Source organism: Enterococcus sp. DIV2385, assembly GCF_051711925.1.
GTDB classification, from domain to species: domain Bacteria; phylum Bacillota; class Bacilli; order Lactobacillales; family Enterococcaceae; genus Enterococcus; species Enterococcus faecalis.
This window is the reverse complement of record NZ_JBIONV010000001.1, coordinates 1,066,903-1,092,432: the sequence shown is the minus strand read 5'-3', so window position 1 is coordinate 1,092,432 and position 25,530 is coordinate 1,066,903. Positions and strand designations below refer to the sequence as shown.

At 37.0% G+C, this 25,530-nt stretch carries 22 protein-coding genes and 1 pseudogene; 11 read left to right on the top strand and 12 right to left on the bottom strand.

Features of this window, described 5'->3' with window-relative positions:
* Positions 1 to 84 precede the first annotated feature (84 nt).
* From rimP to IGM04_RS05395, 3 genes are all read right to left on the bottom strand, one after another.
* Positions 85 to 558, bottom strand: coding sequence for a ribosome maturation factor RimP (gene rimP, locus IGM04_RS05405; protein WP_002357863.1), 474 nt, complete (start codon positions 556 to 558; stop codon positions 85 to 87).
* A 205-nt stretch (positions 559 to 763) separates the two neighbouring features.
* Positions 764 to 2,650, bottom strand: coding sequence for an Ig-like domain-containing protein (locus IGM04_RS05400; protein ID WP_086317807.1), 1,887 nt, complete (start codon positions 2,648 to 2,650; stop codon positions 764 to 766).
* A 141-nt stretch (positions 2,651 to 2,791) separates the two neighbouring features.
* Positions 2,792 to 5,212 carry a cation-translocating P-type ATPase gene (locus IGM04_RS05395; RefSeq protein ID WP_002384650.1) on the bottom strand — a complete coding sequence of 807 codons (2,421 nt, stop codon included), beginning with the start codon at positions 5,210 to 5,212 and terminating at the stop codon, positions 2,792 to 2,794.
* Positions 5,213 to 5,430: 218 nt separating this feature from the next.
* Between IGM04_RS05395 and rnhC the strand changes: the two genes are divergently transcribed.
* A complete protein-coding gene (gene rnhC / locus IGM04_RS05390; protein WP_086317806.1) occupies positions 5,431 to 6,348 on the top strand; it encodes a ribonuclease HIII in 918 nt (305 codons plus the stop codon).
* A gap of 66 nt (positions 6,349 to 6,414) precedes the next feature.
* Here the strand turns inward: rnhC and IGM04_RS05385 are convergent, their stop codons facing one another.
* Positions 6,415 to 7,587 carry a class I SAM-dependent rRNA methyltransferase gene (locus tag IGM04_RS05385; RefSeq protein WP_086317805.1) on the bottom strand — a complete coding sequence of 391 codons (1,173 nt, stop codon included), beginning with the start codon at positions 7,585 to 7,587 and terminating at the stop codon, positions 6,415 to 6,417.
* A gap of 257 nt (positions 7,588 to 7,844) precedes the next feature.
* Between IGM04_RS05385 and IGM04_RS05380 the strand changes: the two genes are divergently transcribed.
* From IGM04_RS05380 to IGM04_RS05370, 3 genes are all read left to right on the top strand, one after another.
* Positions 7,845 to 9,953: an LTA synthase family protein gene (locus IGM04_RS05380; RefSeq protein ID WP_002357869.1), complete on the top strand. Its 2,109-nt coding sequence runs from the start codon at positions 7,845 to 7,847 to the stop codon at positions 9,951 to 9,953.
* Between the two features lie 105 nt (positions 9,954 to 10,058).
* Complete coding sequence (locus IGM04_RS05375) at positions 10,059 to 10,760, top strand: hypothetical protein (RefSeq protein WP_002360505.1); 702 nt, start codon at positions 10,059 to 10,061, stop codon at positions 10,758 to 10,760.
* A gap of 14 nt (positions 10,761 to 10,774) precedes the next feature.
* Positions 10,775 to 11,326 (top strand): hypothetical protein, encoded by a 552-nt coding sequence (locus IGM04_RS05370; RefSeq protein WP_002361678.1) that lies wholly within the window; start codon positions 10,775 to 10,777, stop codon positions 11,324 to 11,326.
* Positions 11,327 to 11,363: 37 nt separating this feature from the next.
* Here the strand turns inward: IGM04_RS05370 and IGM04_RS05365 are convergent, their stop codons facing one another.
* Both IGM04_RS05365 and IGM04_RS05360 read right to left on the bottom strand, forming a co-directional pair.
* Complete coding sequence (locus IGM04_RS05365; RefSeq protein ID WP_002357872.1) at positions 11,364 to 12,833, bottom strand: sensor histidine kinase; 1,470 nt, start codon at positions 12,831 to 12,833, stop codon at positions 11,364 to 11,366.
* Positions 12,833 to 13,552: a response regulator transcription factor gene (locus IGM04_RS05360; RefSeq protein WP_002381953.1), complete on the bottom strand. Its 720-nt coding sequence runs from the start codon at positions 13,550 to 13,552 to the stop codon at positions 12,833 to 12,835. Before IGM04_RS05360 ends, IGM04_RS05365 begins: the two co-directional genes overlap by 1 nt.
* 214 nt (positions 13,553 to 13,766) lie before the next feature.
* Between IGM04_RS05360 and IGM04_RS05355 the strand changes: the two genes are divergently transcribed.
* Positions 13,767 to 14,546 carry a Cof-type HAD-IIB family hydrolase gene (locus tag IGM04_RS05355; RefSeq protein ID WP_086317804.1) on the top strand — a complete coding sequence of 260 codons (780 nt, stop codon included), beginning with the start codon at positions 13,767 to 13,769 and terminating at the stop codon, positions 14,544 to 14,546.
* A 17-nt stretch (positions 14,547 to 14,563) separates the two neighbouring features.
* Here the strand turns inward: IGM04_RS05355 and IGM04_RS05350 are convergent, their stop codons facing one another.
* Positions 14,564 to 14,770 carry a hypothetical protein gene (locus tag IGM04_RS05350; protein WP_002357875.1) on the bottom strand — a complete coding sequence of 69 codons (207 nt, stop codon included), beginning with the start codon at positions 14,768 to 14,770 and terminating at the stop codon, positions 14,564 to 14,566.
* A gap of 231 nt (positions 14,771 to 15,001) precedes the next feature.
* Between IGM04_RS05350 and IGM04_RS05345 the strand changes: the two genes are divergently transcribed.
* The 3 genes and pseudogenes from IGM04_RS05345 (at position 15,002) to IGM04_RS05335 (ending at position 17,727) form a co-directional block, all read left to right on the top strand.
* A complete protein-coding gene (locus tag IGM04_RS05345) occupies positions 15,002 to 15,778 on the top strand; it encodes a threonine/serine exporter family protein (RefSeq protein WP_071646665.1) in 777 nt (258 codons plus the stop codon).
* Positions 15,779 to 15,789: 11 nt separating this feature from the next.
* Positions 15,790 to 16,251: a threonine/serine exporter family protein gene (locus tag IGM04_RS05340; protein WP_002357877.1), complete on the top strand. Its 462-nt coding sequence runs from the start codon at positions 15,790 to 15,792 to the stop codon at positions 16,249 to 16,251.
* Positions 16,252 to 16,324: 73 nt separating this feature from the next.
* Positions 16,325 to 17,727: pseudogene (locus IGM04_RS05335) on the top strand (IS3 family transposase).
* A gap of 71 nt (positions 17,728 to 17,798) precedes the next feature.
* Here the strand turns inward: IGM04_RS05335 and IGM04_RS05330 are convergent.
* The 4 genes from IGM04_RS05330 to IGM04_RS05315 form a co-directional block, all read right to left on the bottom strand.
* Positions 17,799 to 18,566, bottom strand: a complete 768-nt coding sequence (locus tag IGM04_RS05330) for an ABC transporter ATP-binding protein (protein ID WP_086317803.1) — start codon at positions 18,564 to 18,566, stop codon at positions 17,799 to 17,801.
* Positions 18,563 to 19,450: an ABC transporter permease gene (locus IGM04_RS05325; protein WP_086317802.1), complete on the bottom strand. Its 888-nt coding sequence runs from the start codon at positions 19,448 to 19,450 to the stop codon at positions 18,563 to 18,565. Before IGM04_RS05325 ends, IGM04_RS05330 begins: the two co-directional genes overlap by 4 nt.
* Positions 19,451 to 19,474: 24 nt before the next feature.
* Complete coding sequence (gene trpX / locus IGM04_RS05320) at positions 19,475 to 20,464, bottom strand: tryptophan ABC transporter substrate-binding protein (protein ID WP_002391629.1); 990 nt, start codon at positions 20,462 to 20,464, stop codon at positions 19,475 to 19,477.
* 858 nt (positions 20,465 to 21,322) lie between these two features.
* Positions 21,323 to 21,982, bottom strand: a complete 660-nt coding sequence (locus IGM04_RS05315; RefSeq protein ID WP_002390132.1) for a hypothetical protein — start codon at positions 21,980 to 21,982, stop codon at positions 21,323 to 21,325.
* Between the two features lie 219 nt (positions 21,983 to 22,201).
* On the opposite strand from IGM04_RS05315, the gene efbA reads away from it, so the two are divergent.
* The 3 genes from efbA (at position 22,202) to IGM04_RS05300 (ending at position 24,748) form a co-directional block, all read left to right on the top strand.
* On the top strand, positions 22,202 to 23,914 hold the full coding sequence (gene efbA, locus IGM04_RS05310; protein WP_010822729.1) for a fibronectin-binding protein EfbA: 1,713 nt from the start codon (positions 22,202 to 22,204) through the stop codon (positions 23,912 to 23,914).
* 155 nt (positions 23,915 to 24,069) lie between these two features.
* Positions 24,070 to 24,333, top strand: a complete 264-nt coding sequence (locus IGM04_RS05305) for a hypothetical protein (protein ID WP_002381957.1) — start codon at positions 24,070 to 24,072, stop codon at positions 24,331 to 24,333.
* A 73-nt stretch (positions 24,334 to 24,406) separates the two neighbouring features.
* Positions 24,407 to 24,748, top strand: coding sequence for an iron-sulfur cluster biosynthesis family protein (locus tag IGM04_RS05300; RefSeq protein WP_002391631.1), 342 nt, complete (start codon positions 24,407 to 24,409; stop codon positions 24,746 to 24,748).
* A gap of 38 nt (positions 24,749 to 24,786) precedes the next feature.
* Here the strand turns inward: IGM04_RS05300 and IGM04_RS05295 are convergent, their stop codons facing one another.
* On the bottom strand, positions 24,787 to 25,245 hold the full coding sequence (locus IGM04_RS05295) for a DUF441 domain-containing protein (RefSeq protein WP_086317801.1): 459 nt from the start codon (positions 25,243 to 25,245) through the stop codon (positions 24,787 to 24,789).
* Positions 25,246 to 25,530: the final 285 nt, after the last annotated feature.

Below are 25,530 nucleotides of genomic sequence, written 5' to 3'. Positions count from 1 at the left end.
GAAAAACTTCTCGTTAAAACTTGTCACAGGCCTGGCTAAAAGTAAAACTTTTAGTGGACCCTTTTTTACATTCGAGTCTGTTGATTAAAATTGAATGGCTAAACGAGCTTTTGCGATATTTTTACGTTCAAAAGTCATTTCCTTCACTCTGGTTTTAATTTTTACACTTAATGTTAATTGTTCTGAATCAAGATGGACTAAGGTACCCTCAATCTGTTTTTCTCCATCAACTGCTTGATAAAGAGAAATATGAATGTACTTGCCTACCGCTTGTTCATAATCGCTTTCTTTCTTTAACGGACGTTCTGCTCCCGGAGAAGAAACTTCCAGAAAGTACGCTTGCGGAATTGGATCTGGATCCATTGCATCTAGTTTTTCACTTAATTTTTCGCTGACAAAGGCACATTCCTCAATATCAATGCCACCTTCTTTATCGATAAATACTCGTAAAAACCAATTTTTTCCTTCCTTAACAAACTCTACTTCCACAAGTTCAAAATTTTGTTCTTCTAAGATTGGTGTGACTAACTTTGTTACAGTTTCCACAGCACTACTCAAAATTTTCGCCTCCTTCGAGATTGATGTAACGAACCGTGTCCTGATGACTTTTCCATCAAAAAGAGTGAGCAGAAATCCGCTCACTCCCAACTAGTATCATTACGCTAAAGATAGTATAGCACAGAACCATTCCAAACTCAAATGAACAAGCTAAATCTCTCGAAATTTGCACATTTTGTCTCGATTACTGGAACTATCTAAGCGATTATTTTTTCGTTTTAAAATAGATAAATGCTCCTTGAATCAAAAGAAGGCTACCTAAGAAAAGAAACGCGTTTTCTTTTGTTTCTCCTGTTTTTGGCAATTCCTTATTACGAATCGCCTGTTTTTCAATGGTTATTGAAGTAGTTTCTGTGGTTGAATTCGTGGTAGTATCTGTTGTCCCACTCGTTGGTGGCGTGGTACTTTCTATAGGTTTTTCTGGCGTATAGTGATTAGTAAATACTTGACCTCCATCATACTGAGTAGTTGCTACAAGATTTCCTAAAAGCGCCTCGACGGTTACTTGAACTTGAAGGTTGTGCGTATCGTAGGAAACACCTGTCTGTTGCGTGTTTACTTCCCGAATGGTGTATTGATAGTTTCCAGGAGTTTCAAAGGTTAATGGTGAAAATTGAATTTTCCCTAAAGTATCGTTACTAACCGTTTCTAGTACTGTGCCTTTCTCATCTAACAATTCAAATTGAAATTCAGCATCCTTCAGTGGTTTTCCTAAAAGAACTTTTCCAGCTAAAAATGAGGCAGCGACTGGTTGATATGAAATCTTATGATTCACAACAGTTTTCAGTGCAACTAAGTTTTTACCAAAGTCTTCAGGTGTTATTGAAATCTTGTTTTGCGAAAGCTGGTAACCGGTAGGTGCTTTGGTTTCTTCTAAAGTATAGTTATCTTTTAACAAGCCTTTAACAACCGCTGTTCCGTTTTGATCTGTTGTGATTTTGGCCACTGTTTGATTGGTTGAGTTACGAATGAGTTTAAACTCTGCACCTGCTAAACGCTGGCCTGCTTCATCTTCTTTATGAATTTCAACATCATATTGTTCACCATTAGCTTCTCCACCACCCGTTTGTGAGACACGACTCACTTCGACTTCTTCCACCACCGTTTGATTTTCTGTTAATTTTGCATAATTTGTGAAGGTTTCACCTTTTTCGGGAAGATGATCGATTTTGGTTTTATAGGTGATACGATATTCGTTAGTCCCAATATTGCCAAAATGCACCGAAAAATTGCGGTCACCAGGACCATACTGGACAGCCAACTGACCAGTTATATCTTCCTCTGGCGTGAACTGCCAAATAGCATTTCCATCCAGTGTCCATTGTCCTCGTTCAATTTTCATAGTGTCTTTGATATAACTTAAACTTGCTGTTTTTAGCACATCTTCCACTTCTAAATCAGTATACGTTTGCCCTGTTGGATTAATCCGTAGTACATTGTAAATTTCGGTTGGATCGTCTTCGATAAACCACGAATACTTGCTAAATTTTTCGTTAACATCATCGCCTTCACCTTGGTAATCAAGATCGCCAGCAAATATTTTTTCCCCTTCAACCGTGACGTAAATAGGAATCTTGGATTCATTTTCGACATTTTCGAAATCAATCAAACTTGTAAAATATAAAGACCCACTAATATTGGCATGGTTTTCTACGTAATCTGTATACGTTAACGTAACCGTTTTATTTGCTACATCGGTCTCTGCAATTGCAACCACAGCACCTGTATCATCTACTACATTAAAGGTCATATTTTTCTCGAGACGTAGCTCTTCGGGTAAAGTAATCACACTCGTATCCCCACTATTAACGGTATTATCCGGTAAGTTGAACTCAATTCGGAGGTAGATGTCTGTATATTGATTAATGGTCCCAAGTGGGTTTCCCTCTTTGTCCGTTAGATGAATCGCTGTCACAATGTTGCCTACTTGCTTACGCGGCACTACGTTTGGCGTAGCAGAAATTTGATTGGTTTCACTGGTACTAGTTGGTTCCGTTTGCGCATATCCTGTTTCAAGTTTCAGAAAAGGCGTTATCAGCGTCGACAAAAGAATGAAAAACATTCCCCAATAGACAAAACTTCTTTTTTTCATTTTTATTCAATCCTTCCTATCTAAAATAATTGGTTAGGTTTATACTATCAAGGATTAACTAGGTGCAAGTGTTTTTATTTTTCTCAACAATAAAAAACAAAAAACACCGAACCAAAATAATTTTGGCTCGGTGTTTTGCTCCTAATGTCTTTTCTTATAAAACCATAATTGAACTTTTTCAGAAATGGTTGATAAATGTTGGAAAGTTGAGTCTGCTGCAAAGAAAAGAATGGCTAAAAGTAACAAGGCTGTTGGCGATACCGAAGTTAACGAGAACAAGTTTTTCATGGAAATACTTGTAATAACCATTCCGATTAAACAGCCAATCATTACGCGCTTGCGGTAACGATTCATTGGTGAACTAATTTTATAAAGAACCATAAAGCCGACTGAAACTAGCAACAATGTTGCAGTCGTTGAAATGTCCGTTTTTTGAAGTGCAAGAATATCACCACAAATTAGTAAGGCACCGACTACTAACATATCCGTTAACCCACCAGGAATTGCTTTTGATAACACATTGAAAAGAAATTTCCCTTCAATGCGACGATGATTTGGTTCCAAAGCTAGAAATGTCGAAGGAATCCCAATTGTAAATAAACTAATCAATGTGACTTGTGTCGGTTGTAAAGGATATGTCACGGCAAAAATCATAGCAAAGACAGACATCAGCAAGGAGAAAATATTTTTTACAAGGAATAAACTTGAAGAGCGTTCAATGTTATTAACTACTTGGCGGCCTTCAAAGACAACTTCCGGCATCGTTGAAAAATCAGAATCTAACAACACAACTTGCGAGGCTTGTGCTGTAGCTTGATTTCCTGAAGCCATGGCAATACTACAATCTGCTTCTTTCATGGCTAAAATATCATTGACTCCATCCCCTGTCATCGCCACTGTATGATCTAATTTTTTCAACAATAGTACAAATTGTTTCTTTTGTTCTGGCGTGACACGACCAAAAACGGTGTATTTTTCTAACGCTTCTGTCTGGGCTTCCATTGTAGTTAATGTTCGCGCGTCCACATAATTTTCAGCACCAATAATGCCTGCCGCTTGTGCTACATTGGATACTGTTAAAGGATTATCGCCAGAAATGACCTTAATAGCCACATTTTGTTCAGCGAAATATTCAAAAGTTGCTTTGGCTTCTTTACGAATCGGATTCCAAAGAAGAATGTAGCCTAGAGGTTGAACCTCTGCTGCCAACGTTTCCTGAAATTCTCCTAAATACTTTCCGAACACCAATAAGCGATAGCCTTGACTTGTATAATGTTCCACTTCAGATTGATACATTTCATAATTGTCTCTCAAAATCATCTCTGGCGCCCCAAGAATATACGTCGCTTCCGGGAAAGTCACGCTACTAAATTTTTCGACAGACGAAAACGAGGTATAGCTAACGGCTTCCCTCTGATTATTAGTAACAAAAAATTCTTTCATCGCTTTCATCGTATCGTTGTCAGCTGACATTGTTCGGCAAAAATCGCCAATTAATTTTTCGACATTGGTTAAGTCTGTACCATCATTTTCGATACTCACCACAGGAACCAACTCTTGGACTTCCATCGTGTTTTCAGTAATTGTTCCTGTTTTATCTACACATAACACATCAACACGTGCTAAGGATTCGATACTTTTCATGTTGTGCAATAAAACGCCGCGCTTCGCTAAGCGCATTGTGCTGGCAGCTAATGCAACGGTTGTTAAAAGGTACAACCCTTCCGGAATCATCCCAATCAAGGCAGCTTCCATGGAGACAATGCTGTCATGAAGCCCTTGATGGTTGATGAAATAACTTTGGAAAAATAGAACACAGCCGATTGGGATAATAATAATCCCTACCCATTTCACCAAACGGTTAATGGAACCGACCATCTCTGATTGTTCCCCTTTTTTAATTGACTTCGCTTCAAGCGTTAATTGATGAACATAGGCCTCAGCGCCAATTTTATCAATTCTTGCATAACAAGAACCTGACACAATAAAGCTACCTGACAAAAGTTGACTATCTGCTACTTTGGTAATCTCATCAGATTCCCCAGTTAACAAGGATTCATTCACACGGACTTCACCAGATAAGACAATTGCATCCCCAGAAATCTGTTCACCCGATTTAAAGAGCACCACATCATCCAAAACCAGTTCATCTGGCGAAATTTCTTGTTCTTGGCCATCCCTCACAACGGTTACTTTTGTAGCGTTTAGAATATTTAAGCTATCTAATACTTTCTTCGACTTAATTTCTTGGTAAATTCCAATGACCGTATTAATGATTACTACTGGCAAAAAGGTCATATTTTTATAAGATTGTACCAGCATTAATAACACACCTAGTACCACAAAAATTAAGTTGAAATACGTAAATACGTTATTAATAACAATCTGTTTCGTTGTGATAAACTCTGTATCGACGGCGGCATTGACTAAGCCTTTTCGCTGTCTTTCTTCAACTTGTGCGGCCGTCAAGCCTTGTTTATCTTCTGGATAATAGCGTTCCGCGTTAGCAGTCACTGCTATTGGTTCGTTTTCTTGCATTTCTTTTTTTCTTCTCAAACACATCACCCCTTGTTCTAGTCGACTCTTTCATCGTCTCCTTCTCTCCCACAGTATAGCACTGAATAAAAATTTAGATAACAACTAGCGTCCAACTATAGAAAAAAATTATACATTTCCTAAACATTGTCATTTTCAGGAACAAGCTAACGCAAAACCTTTTCATTTACTTGTTTTTCCTTTACTATAGTAAAGAAGAAATATCAAGAAATGAGGAACAATTGATGGCACAGAATCACGTAATTAAAGTTAGTAAAAAAACATTAGCAGAGATGACCACTGTTTATCAACCCAATCGTTTAAATAAAACGGTCCCTTATACTGTCTTTGTAGCCAAGGTTGGCACCACTACTATCACCGCTTATCAATCAGGTAAAGTCATGTTTCAGGGACCTCAAGCTGAAAAAGAGGCCGCTCGTTGGGAAGGAACGAGTACCACACCAAAGAAAAAAATTTCTCCCCAGACTACTACACTGCCTGCTGATTTTGGCAACTGGTCTGTGATAGGTTCCGATGAAGTCGGTAATGGTAGCTATTTTGGTCCAGTAACTGTCTGTGCTGCCTATGTTGACAAAAGCATGATTAGCAAACTAAAAGCATTGGGTGTTCGTGATTCCAAAGAATTAACCGACCCACAAATTATTCAATTGTCACATGTCATTAAAGAACTGATTCCTTACAAGTTATTAATCGTTGAACCCAAAAAATACAATGAGATCCAACCAAACTACAATGCTGTACACATGAAAGTCGCTTTGCATAACCAAGCGATTTATCTGTTGCTACAAGAATTGGCTCCCACAAAGCCAGAAGGGATTTTGATTGACCAGTTCACCCCTGAAAATAATTATCGGAAATATGTTCGTAATGAAAAAAATCAAGTCACTGAAAAATTGTTCTTCGTCACTAAAGGAGAGCAGTATCATGTTGCCGTTGCTGCCGCCTCTATTATTAGCCGCGCTGCTTTTTTAGAAGAGTTAGACAAAGAATCTGCAGAATTGGGTTTCTCTGTGCCCTCTGGTGCTGGCAGCAAATCAGACCAAGTAGCCGCCCGTATTTTGATAAAAGGCGGCCTAGACTTATTAGCGAACTACGCGAAGCTGCATTTTGCAAATACCCAAAAAGCCCAAAAGTTACTATAAAATAAACACCAAGCAAAAGTCCCAATGCCGATCAGCGGCGCTGGGACTTTTGCTTGGTGTAAAAAATTATTTTTCAATTTCGATAAACAGGACTTTTAAGTAATTACCTTCTGGAAAATTAGGATTCACTTGAAAGTCTGCCGGTAATTGATACGTGTCCGTAATCTTGTAACGAACATTTTTCTCTTGCAAGGCAGTAATCACCATTTTTTTATATTTGGCTAAGGATAAATTTGCCGCATTGGTTGAGGCAATAAGCGTTCCCTTATCCGTTAAAATATCAATAGAATCTTTCACTAGCTCCCCATAATTTTTAGCAACGGAAAAAACTTTCTTTTTGTTGCGAGCAAAACTCGGCGGATCCAAAATGATCATGTCATAACTCAAGCCTTTACGTGAAGCATATTTAAAGTAGTCAAAAACATCCATGACAATAATCTTTTGCGGGGCAAGATTTAAATGATTGACTTCAAATTGCTCAGTCGTTTTCGGTAAGCTTCGTTTAGCTAAATCCACACTAGTGGTGGCCACGGCACCCCCCATAGCGGCAGCTACTGAAAAAGCACCTGTATAACTAAACATATTTAAGACTGTTTTACCTACTGCAAAACCATCTACTAATCGACCACGAACTTCTTTTTGATCTAAAAAGATGCCTGTCATTAATCCTTCGTTTAAATAGGTAGCAAATTGAACGCCATTTTCAGTGACAAGTAATGGCTCGGGTGCTTGTTCGCCATACAAAAACTGTGATTCTGGTAAATCTTTTGTGGAAAAGCGAATCTTTTCGTAGGCACCAATAATGTCAGGGTAAACTGTGCGAAACGCCGTCAAAAGTTCGGCTTTTTTCTGATAAAGGGTTTCATTATACCATGAAAAAACGGCGTAATCTGCATAGCGATCGATGATCACTCCCCCAATGCCATCCCCTTCTCCATTAAATAATCGATAAGCGGTTGTCAGCGAATCCTTTTCAAAAGACGTCCGCTTCTCACGACTTATTTCAAAGAGTTGTTGAAAAAAAGATTGATTAATTGGTCCATGCCATGACAGCAACCAACCAATTCCTTTATTTTGTTCGCCTAAATATCCTTCAGCTAAACGCTGGCCTTTACTATCAATCAAAGTAAGCCAATCTGTTGGTAACGACGCTGGCACTTGTTGCAAATCCTCTTTCTGAATTAAAGGATATCCTTTTTTAAATTTATGTTCTGCTTTTTTAGTTACTTGAAGTTTCATTCTGTACACCTACTTTTCAAAGTCCTATCTAGTATAGCAAAAAAAGGCCCATCTGTCTTTAAAGGATTCAAGCTTCACGTCATTTAACGAACTAAAAAGTTTAAGGAAATAGTAAGTTTTCTTTAACATCCCCATTCCTCACTTCGGTAAGAATTGACATAAAATTTGTGAAAGAGTAAAATTAAAGCGATATTGTAAAATACGAAATTTACCTAATTTTACTTTTATAGAATCATCGTTTAGAAAGGACGTTTATTTTGAAAAAATTATTTAAAACAAATATTTTGAACACGCGACTGGGGTTATTCTCACTAATCGCCATCTTACTGTGGCTAAAAAACCTCTTTGCGTACGCCGTTGATTTCCATTTACGTTTGGAAAATATTAACGAGTATTTCATACTCTTAATTAATCCAATTGCCACAACGGTCTTTTTATTAGCCATCGCTTTGTATGTTCGCCGTAAAAAAGCTTCTTATATTACAATGATGATTATTTACTTCTTGATGAGTTTACTGCTCTTCTCAAATGTCGTGTATTATCGAGAATTTACTGACTTCATCACAGTTAATACGATGCTTGGTGCTGGCAAAGTAGCTAGCGGTCTTGGCGAAAGTGCCTTACGTCTCTTTAGACCTTATGACGTCATTTATTTCTTAGACTTCATTATTATTGGCGTATTATTATTAACGAAAAAAATTAAAACAGATGCCCGTCCAGTCCGCGCACGTGTAGCAGTCTCTGTCACACTCCTTTCTGTTGTCTTTTTCTTATTCAATCTATTTATGGCTGAAACAGAACGTCCCCAATTATTAGGACGTCAATTCTCTCGTGACTATATCGTGAAATTCTTAGGCTTAAATGCCTTTACCGTATACGATGGCATTACAACTTACCAAACAAACCAAGTCCGTGCCGAAGCCAGTGCTAACGATATGAAACAAGTTGAAGATTACGTGAAACAACAATATGCGGCACCCGATGATAGTAAGTTTGGTATTGCAAAAGGCAAAAATGTAATTTATATCCATTTAGAAAGTTTCCAACAATTTTTAGTTAATTACAAATTAAAAGATGAAAATGGCGTAGAACACGAAGTCACACCATTTATCAATAGTCTTTACAATAGTAAAAGTACCTTTAGCTTTGATAACTTCTTCCACCAAGTTGGTCAAGGAAAAACAAGTGATGCCGAAACGTTACTTGAAAATTCACTATTTGGTTTAGACCAAGGTTCACTCTTTACACAAGTTGGTGGGAAAAATACGTTTGAAGCAGCACCCGATATTTTAAAACAAACGCAAGGATACACTAGCGCTGCTTTCCACGGAAATGCCGGTAACTTCTGGAATCGAAATGAAACCTATAAACGTTTAGGCTATGACTATTTCTTTGATGCTAGTTATTATGATGTTAATTCAGATAACTCATTCCAATATGGGTTACACGATAAACCATTCTTTAATCAATCCGTTCAATATTTAGAACATTTACAACAACCCTTCTATTCTAAATTTATTGCTGTGTCCAATCATTATCCTTATTCTCAATTTACAAACGATGAAGCAGGATTCCCAATTGCAAAAACCTCTGACGAAACAATTAATGGTTACTTTGCAACAGCGAATTATTTAGATAAAGCGGTCGAAGAATTCTTTAACTACTTGAAATCTTCAGGTCTCTATGAAAACTCAGTCATTGTTCTTTATGGCGATCACTATGGGGTTTCTAATTCAAGAAACCAAAACTTAGCAGAATTAGTAGGTAAAACCAAAGCAGATTGGAACGATTTTGACAACGCCAATATGCAACGTGTTCCTTATATGATTCACGTTCCTGGTCAAGAAAATGGCGGTGTGAACCATACGTATGGCGGCCAAGTTGATGCCTTACCAACCCTTCTACACTTGCTTGGTGTCGATACGAAAAACTACATTCAGCTAGGCCAAGATTTATTCTCTAAACAACACAATCAAATCGTTGCTTTCCGCAACGGCAATGTTGTAACACCTAAATATACTATTTTAGGTTCTAGCATTTACGATACTAAAACAGGCACTTTAATTACAGAACCAACCGAAGAAGTTAAGAAAGAAGTCGCTGATTTAAAAGCCAAAGCGACGAAACAATTAGAAACGTCTGACCAAATTACTAACGGTGACTTGCTTCGTTTCTATACCAATAGCGGCTTAAAACCAGTTAACCCAGAAGACTATGATTACAAGAACCAATTGCAACAACTGGAAGCAATTGAAAAAGAAAAAGGTGAAAAATCAACGAGTGTTTACAGTAAAAACAATAATAAATCAACCGTTGATGAATATCACACTGACAGTTATCAAGGCTATCAAAAAACGGGTAAATAAATCTTCAAAAAGCTTGAGCAATTTGCTCAAGCTTTTTTGCTACTTTTTCATAATTAATTCATATTATTTCACTATACTAAAGATAGTTTAGAGAGGTGAAAGTTGATGAGAAGTGTCCGTTACGCTACAGCTAGTAGTTTTTATCATAAAAAAATCACGTTAATCACCGCACTCTTCTTCTTCCTGTTCTCTTTCTTATTGACTGGGCTGTTTAACTTGATTGATTTTGAAAAAGAGTTTTTACGAACGATGCCAGACTTTGTCGATATTGAAAAACAAACTAGTTACCATTACCAACTGATCCAATACTATTGGCACCTCTATCTAGGTAGTGTCATTTTCTTTGGTGTTACTTTTCTTCTGTTGATGTATGTGACATTACGCATAAAAAAGGAAGAAATACATACATGGTATCACATGCACTTTTCAAATATGTATGTCACCAAACAGCTCTTACTAGAGTTATGTTTACCGGCTCTATTAGGAATTTTCAGTTTTTTACTTTTCACTTTAATGTTTCAAGAAACGTATAATACTGTTCTTTGGGCTGCTCGTGATGCTATTTTACAGTGGTCTCATTTGGAAACTCCAGCATTTTTAGCTAAAAGTACCGACCAGGATGTCACAATTACAAATATCCAGCATTTAGGGATTCAAACGATCCAAGCGTTTTCTTTTGATTTTAAAAGTATGCAGTCGCTTTATACAATCCGTAATTGCTTTGTTAACTGCTTAATCTTGCTTGGCATTCCTCTTGTTTGCGGGACTCCTTTCACGTTGATTTATTTACGTACACATAAGAAATAAGGGAGGGATTTTCTATGAATGTCACACCATCATTCAAAAAAATAACCGAAAAAAAATCCTCATTCGACGCGTTAGCTTTGCGAGAAGTTTATGGAATCATTTATTCTGCTCCAGAACAAGAACTCGCATTGGCCGATTTTTTCCAAACAAACCAATTAACCATTACTAGGCTTTCTTCTAGTGAAACCTTTCTGCCCTACTTGCCATTAGAAGAAAATTTATTTATCGCTAGTACGATCAAAGAACGGGATCGAAAAGTAGTTCTAGCCGAAGCTTTCCAGGTGTTCCAATTAGAACCTGCCTTACTTGGTCGTTCATTTACTTCTTTTACGACTTTTGAAAAAATTAAAATGCGCATAATACAACTTTTGCTTTCAAAAACAAGTACGTTAGTGATTGATGACATCTTTTCTTCATTAACGATTGGACAACGTCAAGAAATTTTACCTCAATTAAAAATAGCAGTTCAAAAAAGAAACAAGCGCTTGCTATTTCTGACAAAAGATCCACAAATTATTGATAGTCCCTATGTGCACCCTCTGTCTCTACATGCGTTATTAAACTAAAAAAACGTCTGGCACTGATTGTGACCAGACGTTTTCTTTAGTTTTCAGTAATTTCAACATCAGGAAATGAAATAATAAATGTGGTGCCTTTACCAAGTTCACTTTCAACATTGATTTTTCCTTTATGCAAACGGACCAATTGTTGAACGATTGGTAAGCCTAATCCTGATTCTCCATATTTCGTATTTTTACGGGATGGATCTACTTTGTAATAACGATCCCAGATATTCAGAATTTGCTCTTCCGTCATGCCGATTCCTGTATCAGAAATACGGACAATAGTTTCTAAATAGCCTTTTTCTAAAGCAATATGAATTTCGCCATTTTCAGTAAATTGGATAGCATTTTGAACAATATTGACAACCACTTGAACGAAACGATCATAATCGGCATACACATCAATTGGTTCGGTGGTGTCTAAATACAATTGATTACCGGCGGCTTCAGCTTTGGCCGTTAGTTGAGTCACAATATTTTCTAAAGCTTCTGTTCCGTTGAACTTCTTCACAACAATTTGAATCTGGTTGGTCCGAATTTTTTCATAATCAAGATTTTCATTGACTAAGCGAATCAAGCGAGCGGTCTCATTCTGCATCAGTTTAATCGCATTCTCTTTTTGATTTTCAGGAATAGCATTATACTGCAATCCCTCTAACAAGCCATTAATAGTTGTTAAAGGCGTCCGCATTTCATGAGAGGCATCCGCCATAAATTGACGACGGCGCTCTTCTTGCCGATTGATTTCTTCTTGTGATTCTTTTAAAGACGCGGCCATTTTATTAAAATCTTCTGCTAGGTCATCAAATTCATCTTTGTCATGAACCGGTAATTGAATATCAAAATTTCCACTAGTAATTTCTTTGGTGGCTTTACGCATCCGATTTATTCGTTTCACTTGGAAAGTCGCAAATAGATAGCTTAGTAACAAGGCAATCACACCAGAAAAAATAAAGCCTTTAATCAAGTTTTGTGTCACTGACTGAACACTTCGGTCAACGTTTTTGGCAGGTTGTGTAATAACGAGTGAACCAATAATCACTTTTTTATCAGAAGACTGATTTGATGCATACACCGGTAACATTACATAGGACGAAGTATTTCGGGCCCCGTAAATATCAATGTTTTCTGTTGCATAAACACGATTGCCTTTCATGATTTGATCCCAATTTTTATCGATTAAGGAAAAGTCTAATTTTTTTGTGCTATCAACTGGTGGGTACTGCACTTCGCGGTCCTTGTTAATAAACACAAATTGCACATCTTGCTTCTGGAGTACGCGCTCAGTCAACTGAAATGAATAGGATAAAACATCTCGATCTGAAACACCCGCAACATTAATAAAAAAGTCACGTGTTTCTAAAGCCGATTCTGCATAACCATACAGCTGTTCATAGTTATTTTCTTGCATTGTGCGCTTGGTCAATTGTGTGAAAGACGTTCCGACAATGAGAATAATCAGAGCAATCACACCTATAAAAGCAAGTAATTGTTGATACAAATACTTCATTAAGCAACACCTGAATCGTCGAATTTATACCCTACGCCCCAAACCGTTTGGATGACTTGAGGACCTACTTTTTCAATTTTTTGTCGTAATTTTTTGATATGGGCATCAACTGTCCGTTCATCGCCAAAGTATTGATAGTCCCAAACCAATTCTAGTAGTTGTTCGCGTGAAAAGACTTGGCGTGGTTTTTTTGCTAAAGTGTATAACAAATCAAATTCTTTAGGTGTTAAGCCTTCAATTAATTGATTATCTAAATATGTTTCTCGTGTTTTCGTATTCATTTTAAAATGATCCGTAATCACATCAAACGTTTCATCTGTATTCTCAGACGTATCATGCGCAGCCTCTGCCACCTCGGCACGACGATGTAGAGCTTTCATCCGTGCAATCAAAGTTAATGGACTAAATGGTTTTGTCACATAGTCATCCGCACCCATTTCAAGGCCAATTACTTGGTCACTTTCAGAATCACGAGCGGTCAACATAATAATGGGAACATTGGCTGAAACTTTGCGAATTTCACGACAAACAGCCATCCCATCCATACTAGGTAAGTTTAAGTCTAACGTAATCATGTCCCATTTTTCTGGCGAAGCAAGAAAAGTCGCCAATCCTTCTTTGCCATCATCTTTAAAGGTAGCTTCCCACCCTTCATTTAAGAAAAACATTTGCATCATTTCTGAGACGGATTCATTGTCTTCAATCATTAATATATTCATTTCATTCACTCCTTATTCACTTTTCATAAAACTGCTCTATTGTAGTATACTCTAAAATTGAATTTGTACCAACCGATTCTATATTTCTTCAAAAATCCTTTACAGAACCATCAAAAATCACTTTTTTTCCTGCTCTTTTAAAGAAAACGATGGGAACCCATTGTCTTTTCAGAAAAGTTTGTTAAAATAACAAGCGTAGAGAGGATGTTAGGGTATGGATAAAATGAAAGCTATTATTTTTTTTGATTTAGATGGAACTTTGTTAGATGGAACATCGCAAATTACTCCTGAGATTACCGCAGCAGTGGCGGCCTTGAAAGACAATCAAATTTTACCTTTAATTGCGACAGGACGGACCTTGTGTGAGATTCAGCCAATCATGAAAGCCAGTGGTATTGATTCTGCGATTGTAATGAACGGGCAATTTATTCATTATGAAGGAAAAACGATTTATTCAGATGAATTTACAACAGAGGAATGTGTTTCACTGCATGAACATGTCAAACATCGTGGTCATGAATTGGCTTTTTACAATGAGCGCCGTATTTTTTGTACAGGGCATACTGGCACAGTGAAACAAGCCTATGATTATATTCATTCAGCTGTTCCAGAAATTGATCCCACAGGTTATGAGAATGATGCCGTCAACATGATGTTGGTCTTAAGTCAACATGGCGATGATGATGAATATTACTATGAGCGGTTTCCTGAATTGACCTTTTATCGCAATGGTCCTTTTTCAATTGATATTGTTCGTAAAGGGGTCTCTAAAGGCTCTGGTGTCAAAAATCTTTTTAACACCTTGGGATTAAACGGCATTCCCACTTATGCCTTTGGTGATGGCATCAATGATTTGGCGCTGTTTGAGGCCTGTGATTATGGAATTGCCATGGGTAATGCGCGAGAAGAACTAAAAGAAAAAGCCACCTTTATTTCAACTAAAAATACTGAGAATGGCATTGTTAATGGCTTGAAAAAATTTGATTTACTATAAGAGAAAACTACCTTCTTCTATTGATGTACTTTAGAAGAAGGTAGTTCTTTTGTATGTTCATTTTTCTTTTTCTGCTGAGCACAGAGAGCTACTCCCACTACTTGAATCAGCAAAATCGCTCCCAACAAACAACTTAATACGATGTTTCCTGATAGGATTGTTCTTCTGATTAAAATAATTAATACGACACTGCTAATTCCGTAGAGTAACCATTGGTTGTCCATTTTTATTGACCCCTTTGTTTTTCTATGTTTAGGATAGGATGTTTCCTACTAAAATGCAAGGAAAGATCCTAGATTCTTACAACTAACCCATAATTTTTACTAATTCCTTATTTGTTTTCATTTATTCTTAAGATTCGTTTCATTTTTGTAAAAAATCACACTTTTTTTCTATCTCTGTTTTAAATTGCGTACAGTTCTTAAAAAAAATGATACACTAAAAGTGAACTCGAAATGAAAGGAGCCATTCCTTTGGTTAATAGCGAAAAAAGAAAACAATTAATTATTGATACATGCATTTTAGCTGGAAAAATTATGCTGGAAAGCGGATCTGAAGTATATAGAACCGAAGATACAATTACTCGGATTGCAGCAAATGCTGGCGAGTCAGAGAGCGTTTGTTACACGACGGCTACAGGGATTTTCGTGGGCTTTCGTTCCAGTAATTATACGCAATTAGAAAACATCCCCCAGCGCTCGATTAATTTGGAAAAAGTTAGCCTTGTCAATCAATTATCAAGAGAATTTGCGCAAAAAGAGATTACTCTGCCAGAGCTTTATCAGCGCTTAACTCTATTAGAAACAGATACCCCCACTTTTTCAATTTCGTTACGCTTGTTAGCAGCCGGGATTGTTAGTTGTACGTTGATGTACATTTTTGGTGGCACTTGGCAAGATTTTATTGCAACTTTTTTTGTTGGCGTGATTGGGTATGCCAGTTATCTTTTTACCCAAAAGTTATTCCAAGTTCCTTACCTCGATTCATTCGCAGCCGCTTTTGTCATTGGTTTGTTGGCCTATTTGGCTGTGCATTTTCACTTAGCGGTCAACATCGATAATATTATTATTGGTGCGGTAATGCCGTTAGTTCCAGGTGTGGCGATTACGAACTCTTTTCGCGACATTTTAGCGGGCCACCTCATCAGCGGGACGGCGCGAGGGACAGAAGCTATTTTTATTGCTGGGTCTGTTGGCCTGGGAATTGCCTTGATTTTTAAATTATTTATGTAAGGAGTGTTCAAATGGAACTAATTTTTCATCTTCTCTTTAGTTTTTTAGCGACTGTGACGTTTGGTATTATTACGAACATTCCTCGTAAAGCACTGGTGGCTTGTGGCATTACTGGCATGACAGGCTGGATGATTTATTATGTCTTAACGCAAACTTTTGATGCTAGTCAAACCTTTGCAAACTTTTTAGGAACGGTCGGGTTAGGAATCGCTAGTATCTTTTTTTCCCGTTACAAAAAAATGCCGATGATTATTTTTTATATTCCGAGTTTGGTTCCTTTAGTGCCAGGAGGCCCTGCCTATCAAGCAGTTCGGAGCATTTTGTTAGGAAATATTGATGACGGTTTGCAGTTGATTTTAAAAGTTGTCTTTACTGCTGCAGCCATCGCAGCGGGCTTTATGGTGACATCGCTACTGGAACGAATTGTCAAACGTTTTTTCCCCAAGCGACTCTTCCGATTGGTCAAAAAATAAAAAAACAAGCTCATTTTCTGAGCCGACCCCCAAAAGTTAGACCTAGAAATCTAACTTTTGGAGGTTTTTTTGTATGGCAAAATACAGTTTTGAATTTAAACTTAAACTTGTTCATGACTACTTATCTGGTCAAGGAGGTCTAAGGTTTCTCGCAAAGAAGTATGGGTTTAAAGATAGTTCTCAAATAAGCAAATGGATAAATGCCTATAAAGAACTTGGTGAAGAAGGCCTACTTCGCAGTCGAAAAAATAAGAATTACTCTGTTCAATTTAAGCTAGATGCGATAGAGTTATATTTAACAACAGAGTTGTCCTATCAAGAAGCAGCTAATCTTCTAAAAATGAACAATCCATCATTGATTGCGAATTGGCTTAGAACGTATCAGAAGTTTGGTATAGAGGGACTCTCTAAACAGAAAGGACGTCCACCTACCATGTCTAAAAAGAAACGAAATGAACCCCAACCACTACCAAGTGAACGATTTCAAGTAGAGAAACTAGAAAAAGAAAATAGAATGTTAAAAATTGAGAATGCCTATTTAAAAGAATTGAGGAGACTGCGTTTAGAGGACGAACAAAAAATGAACGAATCGCACGAATCATTCACAGTCTCCGAAGACACTTTCGATTAAAAGATATTTTGGAAACCTTAAGGTTTCCAAAATCTACTTACATGTACTGGCAAAAACGCCTCGACAGAACAGCTTCAACACAAATCATTGAAGAAGAAATTCAAGCGATTCGTAAAAAACATCAACATTATGGCTATAGAAGGATAACCCAAGAATTGAAACGACGTGGATTTCAAGTGAATAAAAAGAAAGTCCAGCGATTAATACAAAAGTTAAAGTTACAAGTCAAAGCTTTTACTAAGAAATCCAGAAAATATAATTCCTATAAAGGAATCGTTGGTAAAATCGCTAAAAATTTGATTCGTCGCCGATTTAAAACCTCTGTTCCTCATCAAAAAATTACAACTGATACAACTGAATTTAAGTACTTTGAAGCAGATAACGCAGGCATCTTTCGTCAGAAAAAACTATACTTAGATCCATTTATGGATATGTATAATAGTGAAATTCTAAGCTATAGCCTTTCTACTCAACCAAATGGTAAAACAGTTATGGAAGGTCTGAAAGAAGCAATTTCTCAAACAAATGATTGTCCCTATCGGCGCACCTTTCACTCTGATCAAGGCTGGGCTTATCAAATGAATGTCTATATACAAACATTAAAGGACAACAATATCTTTCAAAGTATGTCTCGAAAAGGAACCTGTTTAGATAATTCTCCCATGGAGAATTTCTTCAGTATCCTAAAACAAGAAGTGTACTATGGAAAAATCTATCAAAGTCAAAATGAATTGATAGAAGCAATTGAGAACTACATTTATTATTACAATCATCACCGAATCAAGGAAAAACTTAACTGGAAAAGCCCAGTAGAATTTCGACAATTCAATCAAAAAACTGCATAAAAATAGAGTGGAAAAATCCACTCTATAAAAAGTCTAACTTTTTGGGGTCACTACATTCTGAGCTTGTTTTTTTATTCTACTTCTTCAAAGAACAGCAACAAATCTTGTAGCGTTAATTGTGCTTTTTCAGCAGCGTTTAAATCTTGAACAATTTTACCTTTTTGTAAAACAATTAAACGATTGCCATATCGTAAAGCATCTTCCATTCGATGGGTAATCATTAAACAAGTTAAGTTCCCTTCTTCAATCCGTTGTTCCGTTAAGTGCATCAACTGCTTGGATGTTTTGGGATCTAAGGCAGCAGTATGCTCATCTAAAAGTAATAATTCTGGTTTTGTGATAGTGGCCATTAATAAACTTAAGGCTTGGCGTTGACCGCCAGAAAGGTTACCTGTCGGTGTATCCAGATGATTTTCCAAGCCATTGCCAACTTCTTGGCAGATTTTTGTAAACAAGGTGCGTTGCTCATTTATCTTCCGTAATGTTAAGGGACGTTTTTGTCCGCGTTTCATGGCAAGCAATAAATTTTCTGCCACAGTCATTCTTGGTGCTGTCCCCATTTTAGGATCTTGAAAAACACGCGCTAGAGATTTGGCCCGTTTGACTTCAGAAAGATTGGTGCGATTGACTCCTTCAATTAAAAATTGTCCTTCTGTTAGTGTCAAAGTTCCTGCTAAACTATTGAATAGCGTACTCTTGCCTGCGCCATTTCCACCTAAAACAGTAATGAAGTCCCCAGGATAAATGGCTAAGTTCACATGATCCAAAATCACTTTTTTTTCATTCATCCCATTATCAATGATTTTTGTCGCATTTTTTAATTCAACAACTGGTTTCATTTCGTTGCCCCCTTATCAGAAAAGCCGTGTAGTCGTAATGCTTTTTTCAATTGTGGGATCATTAAACAGATTGCTAAAATCACTGCTGAGAAGATTTTCAAATACGTCGTATCAAAGCCTAATTTAATCACTAATAAAATCAATAGTTGATAAATAATACTCCCTACAACAATCGCCATCAACCGTTCACCAAACGTTAATTCTCCAAACAGTACTTCACCAATAATGAGTGAAGCCAAGCCAATCACAATGACACCGGTTCCTTTACTTACATCCGCATATCCATCATTTTGGGCAATCAAAGCGCCAGATAAGCCAATCAAGCCATTCGATAAAACCAATCCTAAAATTTTCATGCGATCCGTTTGAATGCCAATCGAGCGAGCCATTTCTTCATTGTCGCCTGTCGCAATATAGGCTTGTCCCAAACTAGTATTAAAGAAAAATAACAGTAAAATCATTACCACAGCCAAAACACTAATCCCTAAAAAAATAGTATCATAATAATCTGGTAAGGCCATTTTTTGAAAAACATCTTGAATCTTCGGTTGGTTTAATAAAGACTTATTTGGCGATTTCATCACAAATAAAATCACGGAATTTAAACCAGACATCACTAAAATTCCTGCTAAAATAATTGGAATTTTTCCTTTTGTAAATAGTAAACCAGTCACTAAACCGGCAAGCATTCCTGCTCCGACCCCTAAAAGAGTCGCTACAAATGGTGAAACCCCCGTTGTAATGGCAGTTACACAAACCGCCCCCCCTAACGGAAATGAACCTTCTGTGGTCATATCTGGAAAATTTAAAATACGATAAGTCATAAAGATACCTAGTCCTAACAAGGCCCATAACATTCCTTGTCCAATTGCTGAAACAATCATCGCTTCTCCTACTTTCTTTGATAATTAGTTAATCAATTTCGATTTTTTTGCTAACTCTGCGGGAATCGTAATTCCTAACTTTTGAGCTTGTTTTTCATTGATAATTGTGTCGCCTGTATTAAAGGTATAAATGGGTGTAGTTGCTGGTTGACTTTTTCCAGACAGAACCTCTGCTGCCATTTTGCCGGCTTGTACCCCCAACGCATGTTGATTAATCCCTACTGTTGCTAAACCGCCTTGTTCTACCATTGTATCCACCGAAGGAATAATCGGCGTCTTGGTTCGATTTGCTTCTCCGACTACCGTTTGCATGGCATTAGCAATCGTATTATCAGTTGGTATATAAATCACATCTGTTTCCTTAGTCATCACTTGAACCGTTTGTGCAATTTCATTACTCGATGGCACAGCATATGTTTTCACTGTCAATCCTTTGGCTTCAGCTGCTTTCTGCGCTTCAGCTACTTGGTATCGAGAGTTTTCTTCTGAGGAAGCATAGAGAATACCTATTTTTTTGGCAGCTGGTATCAATTCTTTTAGTAAATCCATCTGGGCTGACAAAGGTGATTGATCACTAACACCCGTGATGTTACCGCCTGGCTTTTGATTGTCTTTCACCAATCCAGCACTAACAGGGTCCGTAATGGCGCCTAAAATGATCGGGATTTCTTGGGTAGTGTTGGCTAACGCTTGCGCAGCTGGCGTGGCGATACCAATTAAAACGTCTGCCTTTTTTTGTACTAATTGTTGACTCATGATTGCTAACTTACTCTGGTCGGCTTGACCATTTTGAAAAATAATTTCTAAGTTTTTGCCTTTGTCGTAGCCATTTTCCTTTAACCCTTCTTCGACACCTTTATAAATTTCGTCCAATGCGGGGTGACTGACAAACTGCAAAACCCCTACAGTAACTGTTTCTTTCTTTGAATTCGTCACTTTTTGATTCACAAAAAAAGCACCGATTAAATAAATAGCTAATAAAGACACGACAAACGTTAAACGTTTATTTTTCATTTTGCATTCTCCTAACTGCCCTTTTGTTTGGCAACTTTTTCTTTTTAATAATAAAACCATTATCTATAGGGCGTTTCTTCCGTTGAAAGTGAAACTGAGATTCGTAATCCTCTGCTTAGTCAAAATCCTAGGAACACTTTTTTACAAATGTCAGGATTTAGCTGCGACGAGGATCTCAATTTTGGTGAGAATCGCAGGAGCACTTTTCTACGAATGGGACAACGTTCTCTTCGTTCACCTTGTACTACTCATCATCTACTCTGTCACTTCGTGCCAATCGTAGTGATTCGTAGCAAAAAAACAACGACTTATCCTAAGTGTTTAGGAGTGGTCGTTGTTTTTATGCAAAACAAAAACCACATAGATGGGTCCTCTATGTGGTCGTTTTTTCTTCTTGAATATAACCAGCATAGATACACTTTTTAGAATAAGTCTTCTAAAGTTGTATCTATGAAAGAATCATACATACAACTATCTACGCCAGTTTTGCCATGATTGGTGCATTTCTTTTACGTTAGATAATTGTGTCATGTATTTTCCCTCCTAGTTATGTTGTTAAAGGTAGTCTACACTATATTGATTTTGTTCGTCAAGAAAAAGTTTTTATTTTCTTGCATTTCTTTTACTTCTAAAAACGAGCCACTCTTATGAGAGGCTCGTTTTTCTTTATTTCAGCATATTTACCACTTAATTGTTTCGGTTTCTTTCAATTTTCACGGGAACTTTAACTGCTTGTTTTTGCGATTGAATCAGCCATAAACTTACTAAAATCGTCATTGAAATTACTAATGCCATCGAAAATCCCCTCTTTCTAATTCCTTAAAACTTTCTACAATCTAAGTTTAACATAGCTAGCTATTATTCACCAGTTTCTGGTACTGTATCAGTGCTTTCTGTCGTCGTTTCAGTAGATTGAGCAACGCCAGTCATGCTGGTCGTCGTCTGTGTTTCAGCGGTCTTTGCTGCTTCTTTTTCAGCTTCTTGGGCTGCCTTTTGTTGGTCTTTCAAAACGCCAGCCATTGGTAATCGATTTAATTCTGGTATTAATTGTGTTTTTAAATCCATAGATTTTTCGACAACCGTCCGTGTCTTTTCTTTGCCGTTTTCAAAGAAAACAAGCGTGATCTCATCGCCGCTAACATTGTATTGCTCTTGTGCTTTGCCAGCATTATAAATTAACGGATAGATATACAGCGATCGATGAAATTCATTCATTTTATCTGAATTAAACAGCTTCACCATTTGATCGTATTGCTTGCCAGACGGTTTAGCAAACATGACTGACATGGCTCCTGTTTCTTGGATTTTCTTGTCTGCTGTTTTGTAATCTAAGACACTGACTTTCTCTGATTTGATGGGTCCTGCGACTAACGATTCAACTTGAGCAGCTCGAATATTTTTTTGCATCGTTGGAATAAAAATGATTGAGCCAATTATTAATACTAATGCTACAATAGCGGTAATCATTAACAGTTTTCTTTGTCTTAATTCATAAAGTGCCTCTTTTAGTTCTTCCATAAAATTATTCAACTTCTAATCGCTCCTCGCTTTTAGTTCTTATCTATTATACTAATCATTTTCTTTCTTGCCTACCCTTGCGCTTTAATTACTAAAAAAACCAGCAAACTTCCCCAGCTTTCTAAGGAAAACCCAACTCCTTTTTAACAAGCTTCTTTCTTAAATTCAAAAACTCCGCTATAATAAAGCTATTAGTCGGAAAGAAACGAGGGATTTATTATGTCATTTGATGGCGTATTTACTCATAGCATGGTTCATGAGTTGACAGAAACACTCGTAAGTGGCCGGATTTCAAAAATCCATCAGCCTTATGAAAACGAAGTCGTTTTAGTCATTCGTGCGAAAGGTAAAAACCATAAATTATTATTATCAGCACATCCTAGTTATGCGCGCATACAACTATCTACAATTACCTATAGCAATCCGGAAACACCTCCTAATTTTGTGATGATGTTACGAAAATTTCTGGACGGTGCCATTTTAGAAACGATTCAACAAATAGAAAATGATCGCGTGATTCACTTCACCTTTTCAAAAAGAGATGAACTAGGTGACTTACAAAATATTGTTTTGATTGTTGAATTAATGGGACGTCACAGTACAATCGTTTTAGTTAACCAATCTTCTGGAAAAATCTTAGATGCGATAAAACACATTGGAATGAGCCAAAATAGTTATCGTTCGTTGCTTCCTGGAGCAACTTATATTGAACCGCCAAAACCAATGGGACTTAATCCGCTCACGGCCTCAAAAGAAGAAGTCTTTGCGCTTCTTTCTACAGCTCCTGAATTAAACGGACGCTATTTACAACAACATTTCCAAGGTCTAGGCAAAGATACAGCAGACGAATTAAGTGCCCGTTTACTTTCACAACCAAATGAAAAAATGGCCATCTGGACGGAATTTTGGTCCTCAGTCACTGAAGCTGTTGTACCGACATTAACCGTCACTGAAAAAAAAGAATATTTTACGCCCATTCCTTATCAATCATTAGTTGGTGAACAAACAACGTATGCGACACTCAGTGAATTACTAGATGCCTTTTATTCTGGTAAAGCAGAGAAAGACCGTGTCAAACAACAAGGCGGCGAACTAATTCGCAAAATTGAAAATGAACTAAAAAGAAATCAAAAGAAACTTAAAAAATTACAACAAACCTTAGCCGATACAGAAAACGCTGAAAATTACCGTCGCGACGGAGAACTATTAACAACCTTCATGGCACAAGTCCCAAAAGGAGCCACCGAGGTGGAATTACCAAATTATTATGAAGAAAATGCACCATTGCGTATCTCGCTAAATCCTGCACTTTCACCTAATCAAAATGCACAAAAATATTTTCAAAAATACCAAAAATTGAAAAATGCTGTCCGAGTTGTTAAGACACAAATTCAGCAAACACAACAAGAAATTTCTTATTTAGAGTCAGTTGTGGCACAACTTGAAATTGCGACACCAATGGACATTGAAGTGATTCGTGAAGAACTGATTGAACAAGGCTATTTAAAACGTAAAAAAAATAAAAAACAAAAACAGCCGAAAAAAAGCCAACCCGATCTTTTTTATGCCACAGATGGCACACCTATTCTCGTTGGAAAAAACAATTTGCAAAATGATCAATTGACTTTACGAACCGCTAAAAAAACTGATTATTGGCTCCATGCCAAAGATATTCCTGGATCTCATGTAATTATTCGTGACACACATCCTAGCGAAGAAACCCTTACTGAAGCCGCACTTCTAGCAGCTTATTTTTCAAAATATCGACTTTCTTCACAAGTGCCTGTTGACTATGTCCAAGTAAAACATGTGCATAAACCCAATGGAGCAAAACCAGGTTATGTGATTTATGAAAACCAACGAACGTTATATGTGACGCCAACAGAAGAATCGATCAAAAAAATCCAGCAAAATAAGGCTTCTGCTTCCTAATTATATTAAACTAAAAAACAACGTACTGCCGATTGATCGTACGTTGTTTTTTTGCATTGGCAAAGACATTTATCAAGTGATAAATAACACAAGTAAGCTCAATTAGTTTACAAACTAGCTATTTCTCTCTATACTGACTGTTGGAGGTGAAATTCATGGTCTTTTTACACATTATTTTTGGGATGTTTGCCTTTATTGGCGCTTTAGGTTTAGGTGTCGCCTTCCGCGATAGCTTTACAGAACTTTCAACACCAAAGAAAGCAGCGATTATTTTATCTTACGTAGGTGCGATTGGTTCAACAGTCCTAGGGTTCACATCAGCAACAAAAAATCCATTTGTTTTAGCTGCAACAGTTGTCTTAGTTGTCGCCTTTTCTATTGCTCTTTTCAAAAAAAGCAGTAAAGAAACAAGCAAATAACAAAACCTTTGAAGAGCGGCATAGCGACAAGCTACCCTCTTCCTTTTACATACTATTTAAAGGAGTGAGGCAAATGTCTCTGACTATTTCTGAAGAAGTAAAACAACGTTTAGCCCCTTTCTTAACTGAAACGAACACCTTCTTGTTGGTAGCAAATGACGGCTCTAATCCTTATTCTTCCGCAGAAGGTTGTTGTATGATTGGCGATCGTTTCATTATCGTTCCTGTTGATCAAGCAGAAGCGCCTTATACCGAAACAATTGCTAATGATTCTTTTCACGTCTATACTTCGACGTATGACCAAATGTTTTTAACAGGGCATTTACAGCTAGTGATTCATCCGAATGCGGGAACCATTACTTTAAAAAATGAAAGTGGTATATTAGATAGTAATGTGGACATTTATCAACACTAAAAAAGCAAACAAAACGTTTACGCGTTTTGTTTGCTTTTTTAGTGTTGAAAGGCTTGAAAGGTAGTAATGATTACGTACATCATCCCCGATGCAATAATCGGACCAGCTGCAATTCCTTTTAAAAAAACGACGCCAAGAATCGTTCCAAAAACTAAGGCCACCGTAATTTCTGGTGATTGATTAATTAAACCTACTCCTTTTGAGGATAAAACAGCTACCAGAATTCCACAAAGTATCCCCAGCCATCCCATCGGTGATTTGAATGATTGGATTAAATCCTTTAAGCCAATTTGTCCTGTAGCAATCGGGACTAAAATGGTAATTGAAATAATTGTGACACCTAAATTAATGCCTTTATCTGACAACCACGACATGATTTTCGCACTATTTGGTAAAGCTTTTAAAGCAAGCACAACAACTGACGCAATTAATAAACTTTGATTTTTTGCAACAAACGCAATCAAGGCAATCAGTAGTAAAAAAAGCCAACTTTCCACTGGTTGTCCTCCTTTCTGATTTGGTTCTTTCGTTAACCAAACTTTCTTGTCTTTCCTATTTTAGCAAAGAACCTCTTTAATTACCATTCAGCTTCAGTAATTATTGTCTTTTTCACCCGAATCTTGCTTAGAAAAAACGAGTTAAAAATTAATTTTTTCTCATAACAAGCCTTTTTCTCTTTGAAAAATTATTTTATGAAGTATACTAATATTAACTATAAAGTAGTTTACTTGCATTTATACTGGATATTCGATATCCTATTTAAGGCTCTTCAATTGAGCGAG

What these genes read in the sequence shown, in the direction of transcription:
- IGM04_RS05400 (WP_086317807.1), bottom strand. Translation starts at nt 2,650, where the DNA reads ATGAAAAAAAGAAGTTTTGTCTATTGGGGAATGTTTTTCATTCTTTTG.
- IGM04_RS05395 (WP_002384650.1), bottom strand. Translation starts at nt 5,212, where the DNA reads ATGTGTTTGAGAAGAAAAAAAGAAATGCAAGAAAACGAACCAATAGCA.
- rnhC (WP_086317806.1), top strand. Translation starts at nt 5,431, where the DNA reads ATGGCACAGAATCACGTAATTAAAGTTAGTAAAAAAACATTAGCAGAG.
- IGM04_RS05385 (WP_086317805.1), bottom strand. Translation starts at nt 7,587, where the DNA reads ATGAAACTTCAAGTAACTAAAAAAGCAGAACATAAATTTAAAAAAGGA.
- IGM04_RS05375 (WP_002360505.1), top strand. Translation starts at nt 10,059, where the DNA reads ATGAGAAGTGTCCGTTACGCTACAGCTAGTAGTTTTTATCATAAAAAA.
- IGM04_RS05370 (WP_002361678.1), top strand. Translation starts at nt 10,775, where the DNA reads ATGAATGTCACACCATCATTCAAAAAAATAACCGAAAAAAAATCCTCA.
- IGM04_RS05365 (WP_002357872.1), bottom strand. Translation starts at nt 12,833, where the DNA reads ATGAAGTATTTGTATCAACAATTACTTGCTTTTATAGGTGTGATTGCT.
- IGM04_RS05360 (WP_002381953.1), bottom strand. Translation starts at nt 13,552, where the DNA reads ATGAATATATTAATGATTGAAGACAATGAATCCGTCTCAGAAATGATG.
- IGM04_RS05355 (WP_086317804.1), top strand. Translation starts at nt 13,767, where the DNA reads ATGGATAAAATGAAAGCTATTATTTTTTTTGATTTAGATGGAACTTTG.
- IGM04_RS05350 (WP_002357875.1), bottom strand. Translation starts at nt 14,770, where the DNA reads ATGGACAACCAATGGTTACTCTACGGAATTAGCAGTGTCGTATTAATT.
- IGM04_RS05345 (WP_071646665.1), top strand. Translation starts at nt 15,002, where the DNA reads ATGAAAGGAGCCATTCCTTTGGTTAATAGCGAAAAAAGAAAACAATTA.
- IGM04_RS05340 (WP_002357877.1), top strand. Translation starts at nt 15,790, where the DNA reads ATGGAACTAATTTTTCATCTTCTCTTTAGTTTTTTAGCGACTGTGACG.
- IGM04_RS05330 (WP_086317803.1), bottom strand. Translation starts at nt 18,566, where the DNA reads ATGAAACCAGTTGTTGAATTAAAAAATGCGACAAAAATCATTGATAAT.
- IGM04_RS05325 (WP_086317802.1), bottom strand. Translation starts at nt 19,450, where the DNA reads ATGATTGTTTCAGCAATTGGACAAGGAATGTTATGGGCCTTGTTAGGA.
- trpX (WP_002391629.1), bottom strand. Translation starts at nt 20,464, where the DNA reads ATGAAAAATAAACGTTTAACGTTTGTCGTGTCTTTATTAGCTATTTAT.
- IGM04_RS05315 (WP_002390132.1), bottom strand. Translation starts at nt 21,982, where the DNA reads ATGGAAGAACTAAAAGAGGCACTTTATGAATTAAGACAAAGAAAACTG.
- efbA (WP_010822729.1), top strand. Translation starts at nt 22,202, where the DNA reads ATGTCATTTGATGGCGTATTTACTCATAGCATGGTTCATGAGTTGACA.
- IGM04_RS05305 (WP_002381957.1), top strand. Translation starts at nt 24,070, where the DNA reads ATGGTCTTTTTACACATTATTTTTGGGATGTTTGCCTTTATTGGCGCT.
- IGM04_RS05300 (WP_002391631.1), top strand. Translation starts at nt 24,407, where the DNA reads ATGTCTCTGACTATTTCTGAAGAAGTAAAACAACGTTTAGCCCCTTTC.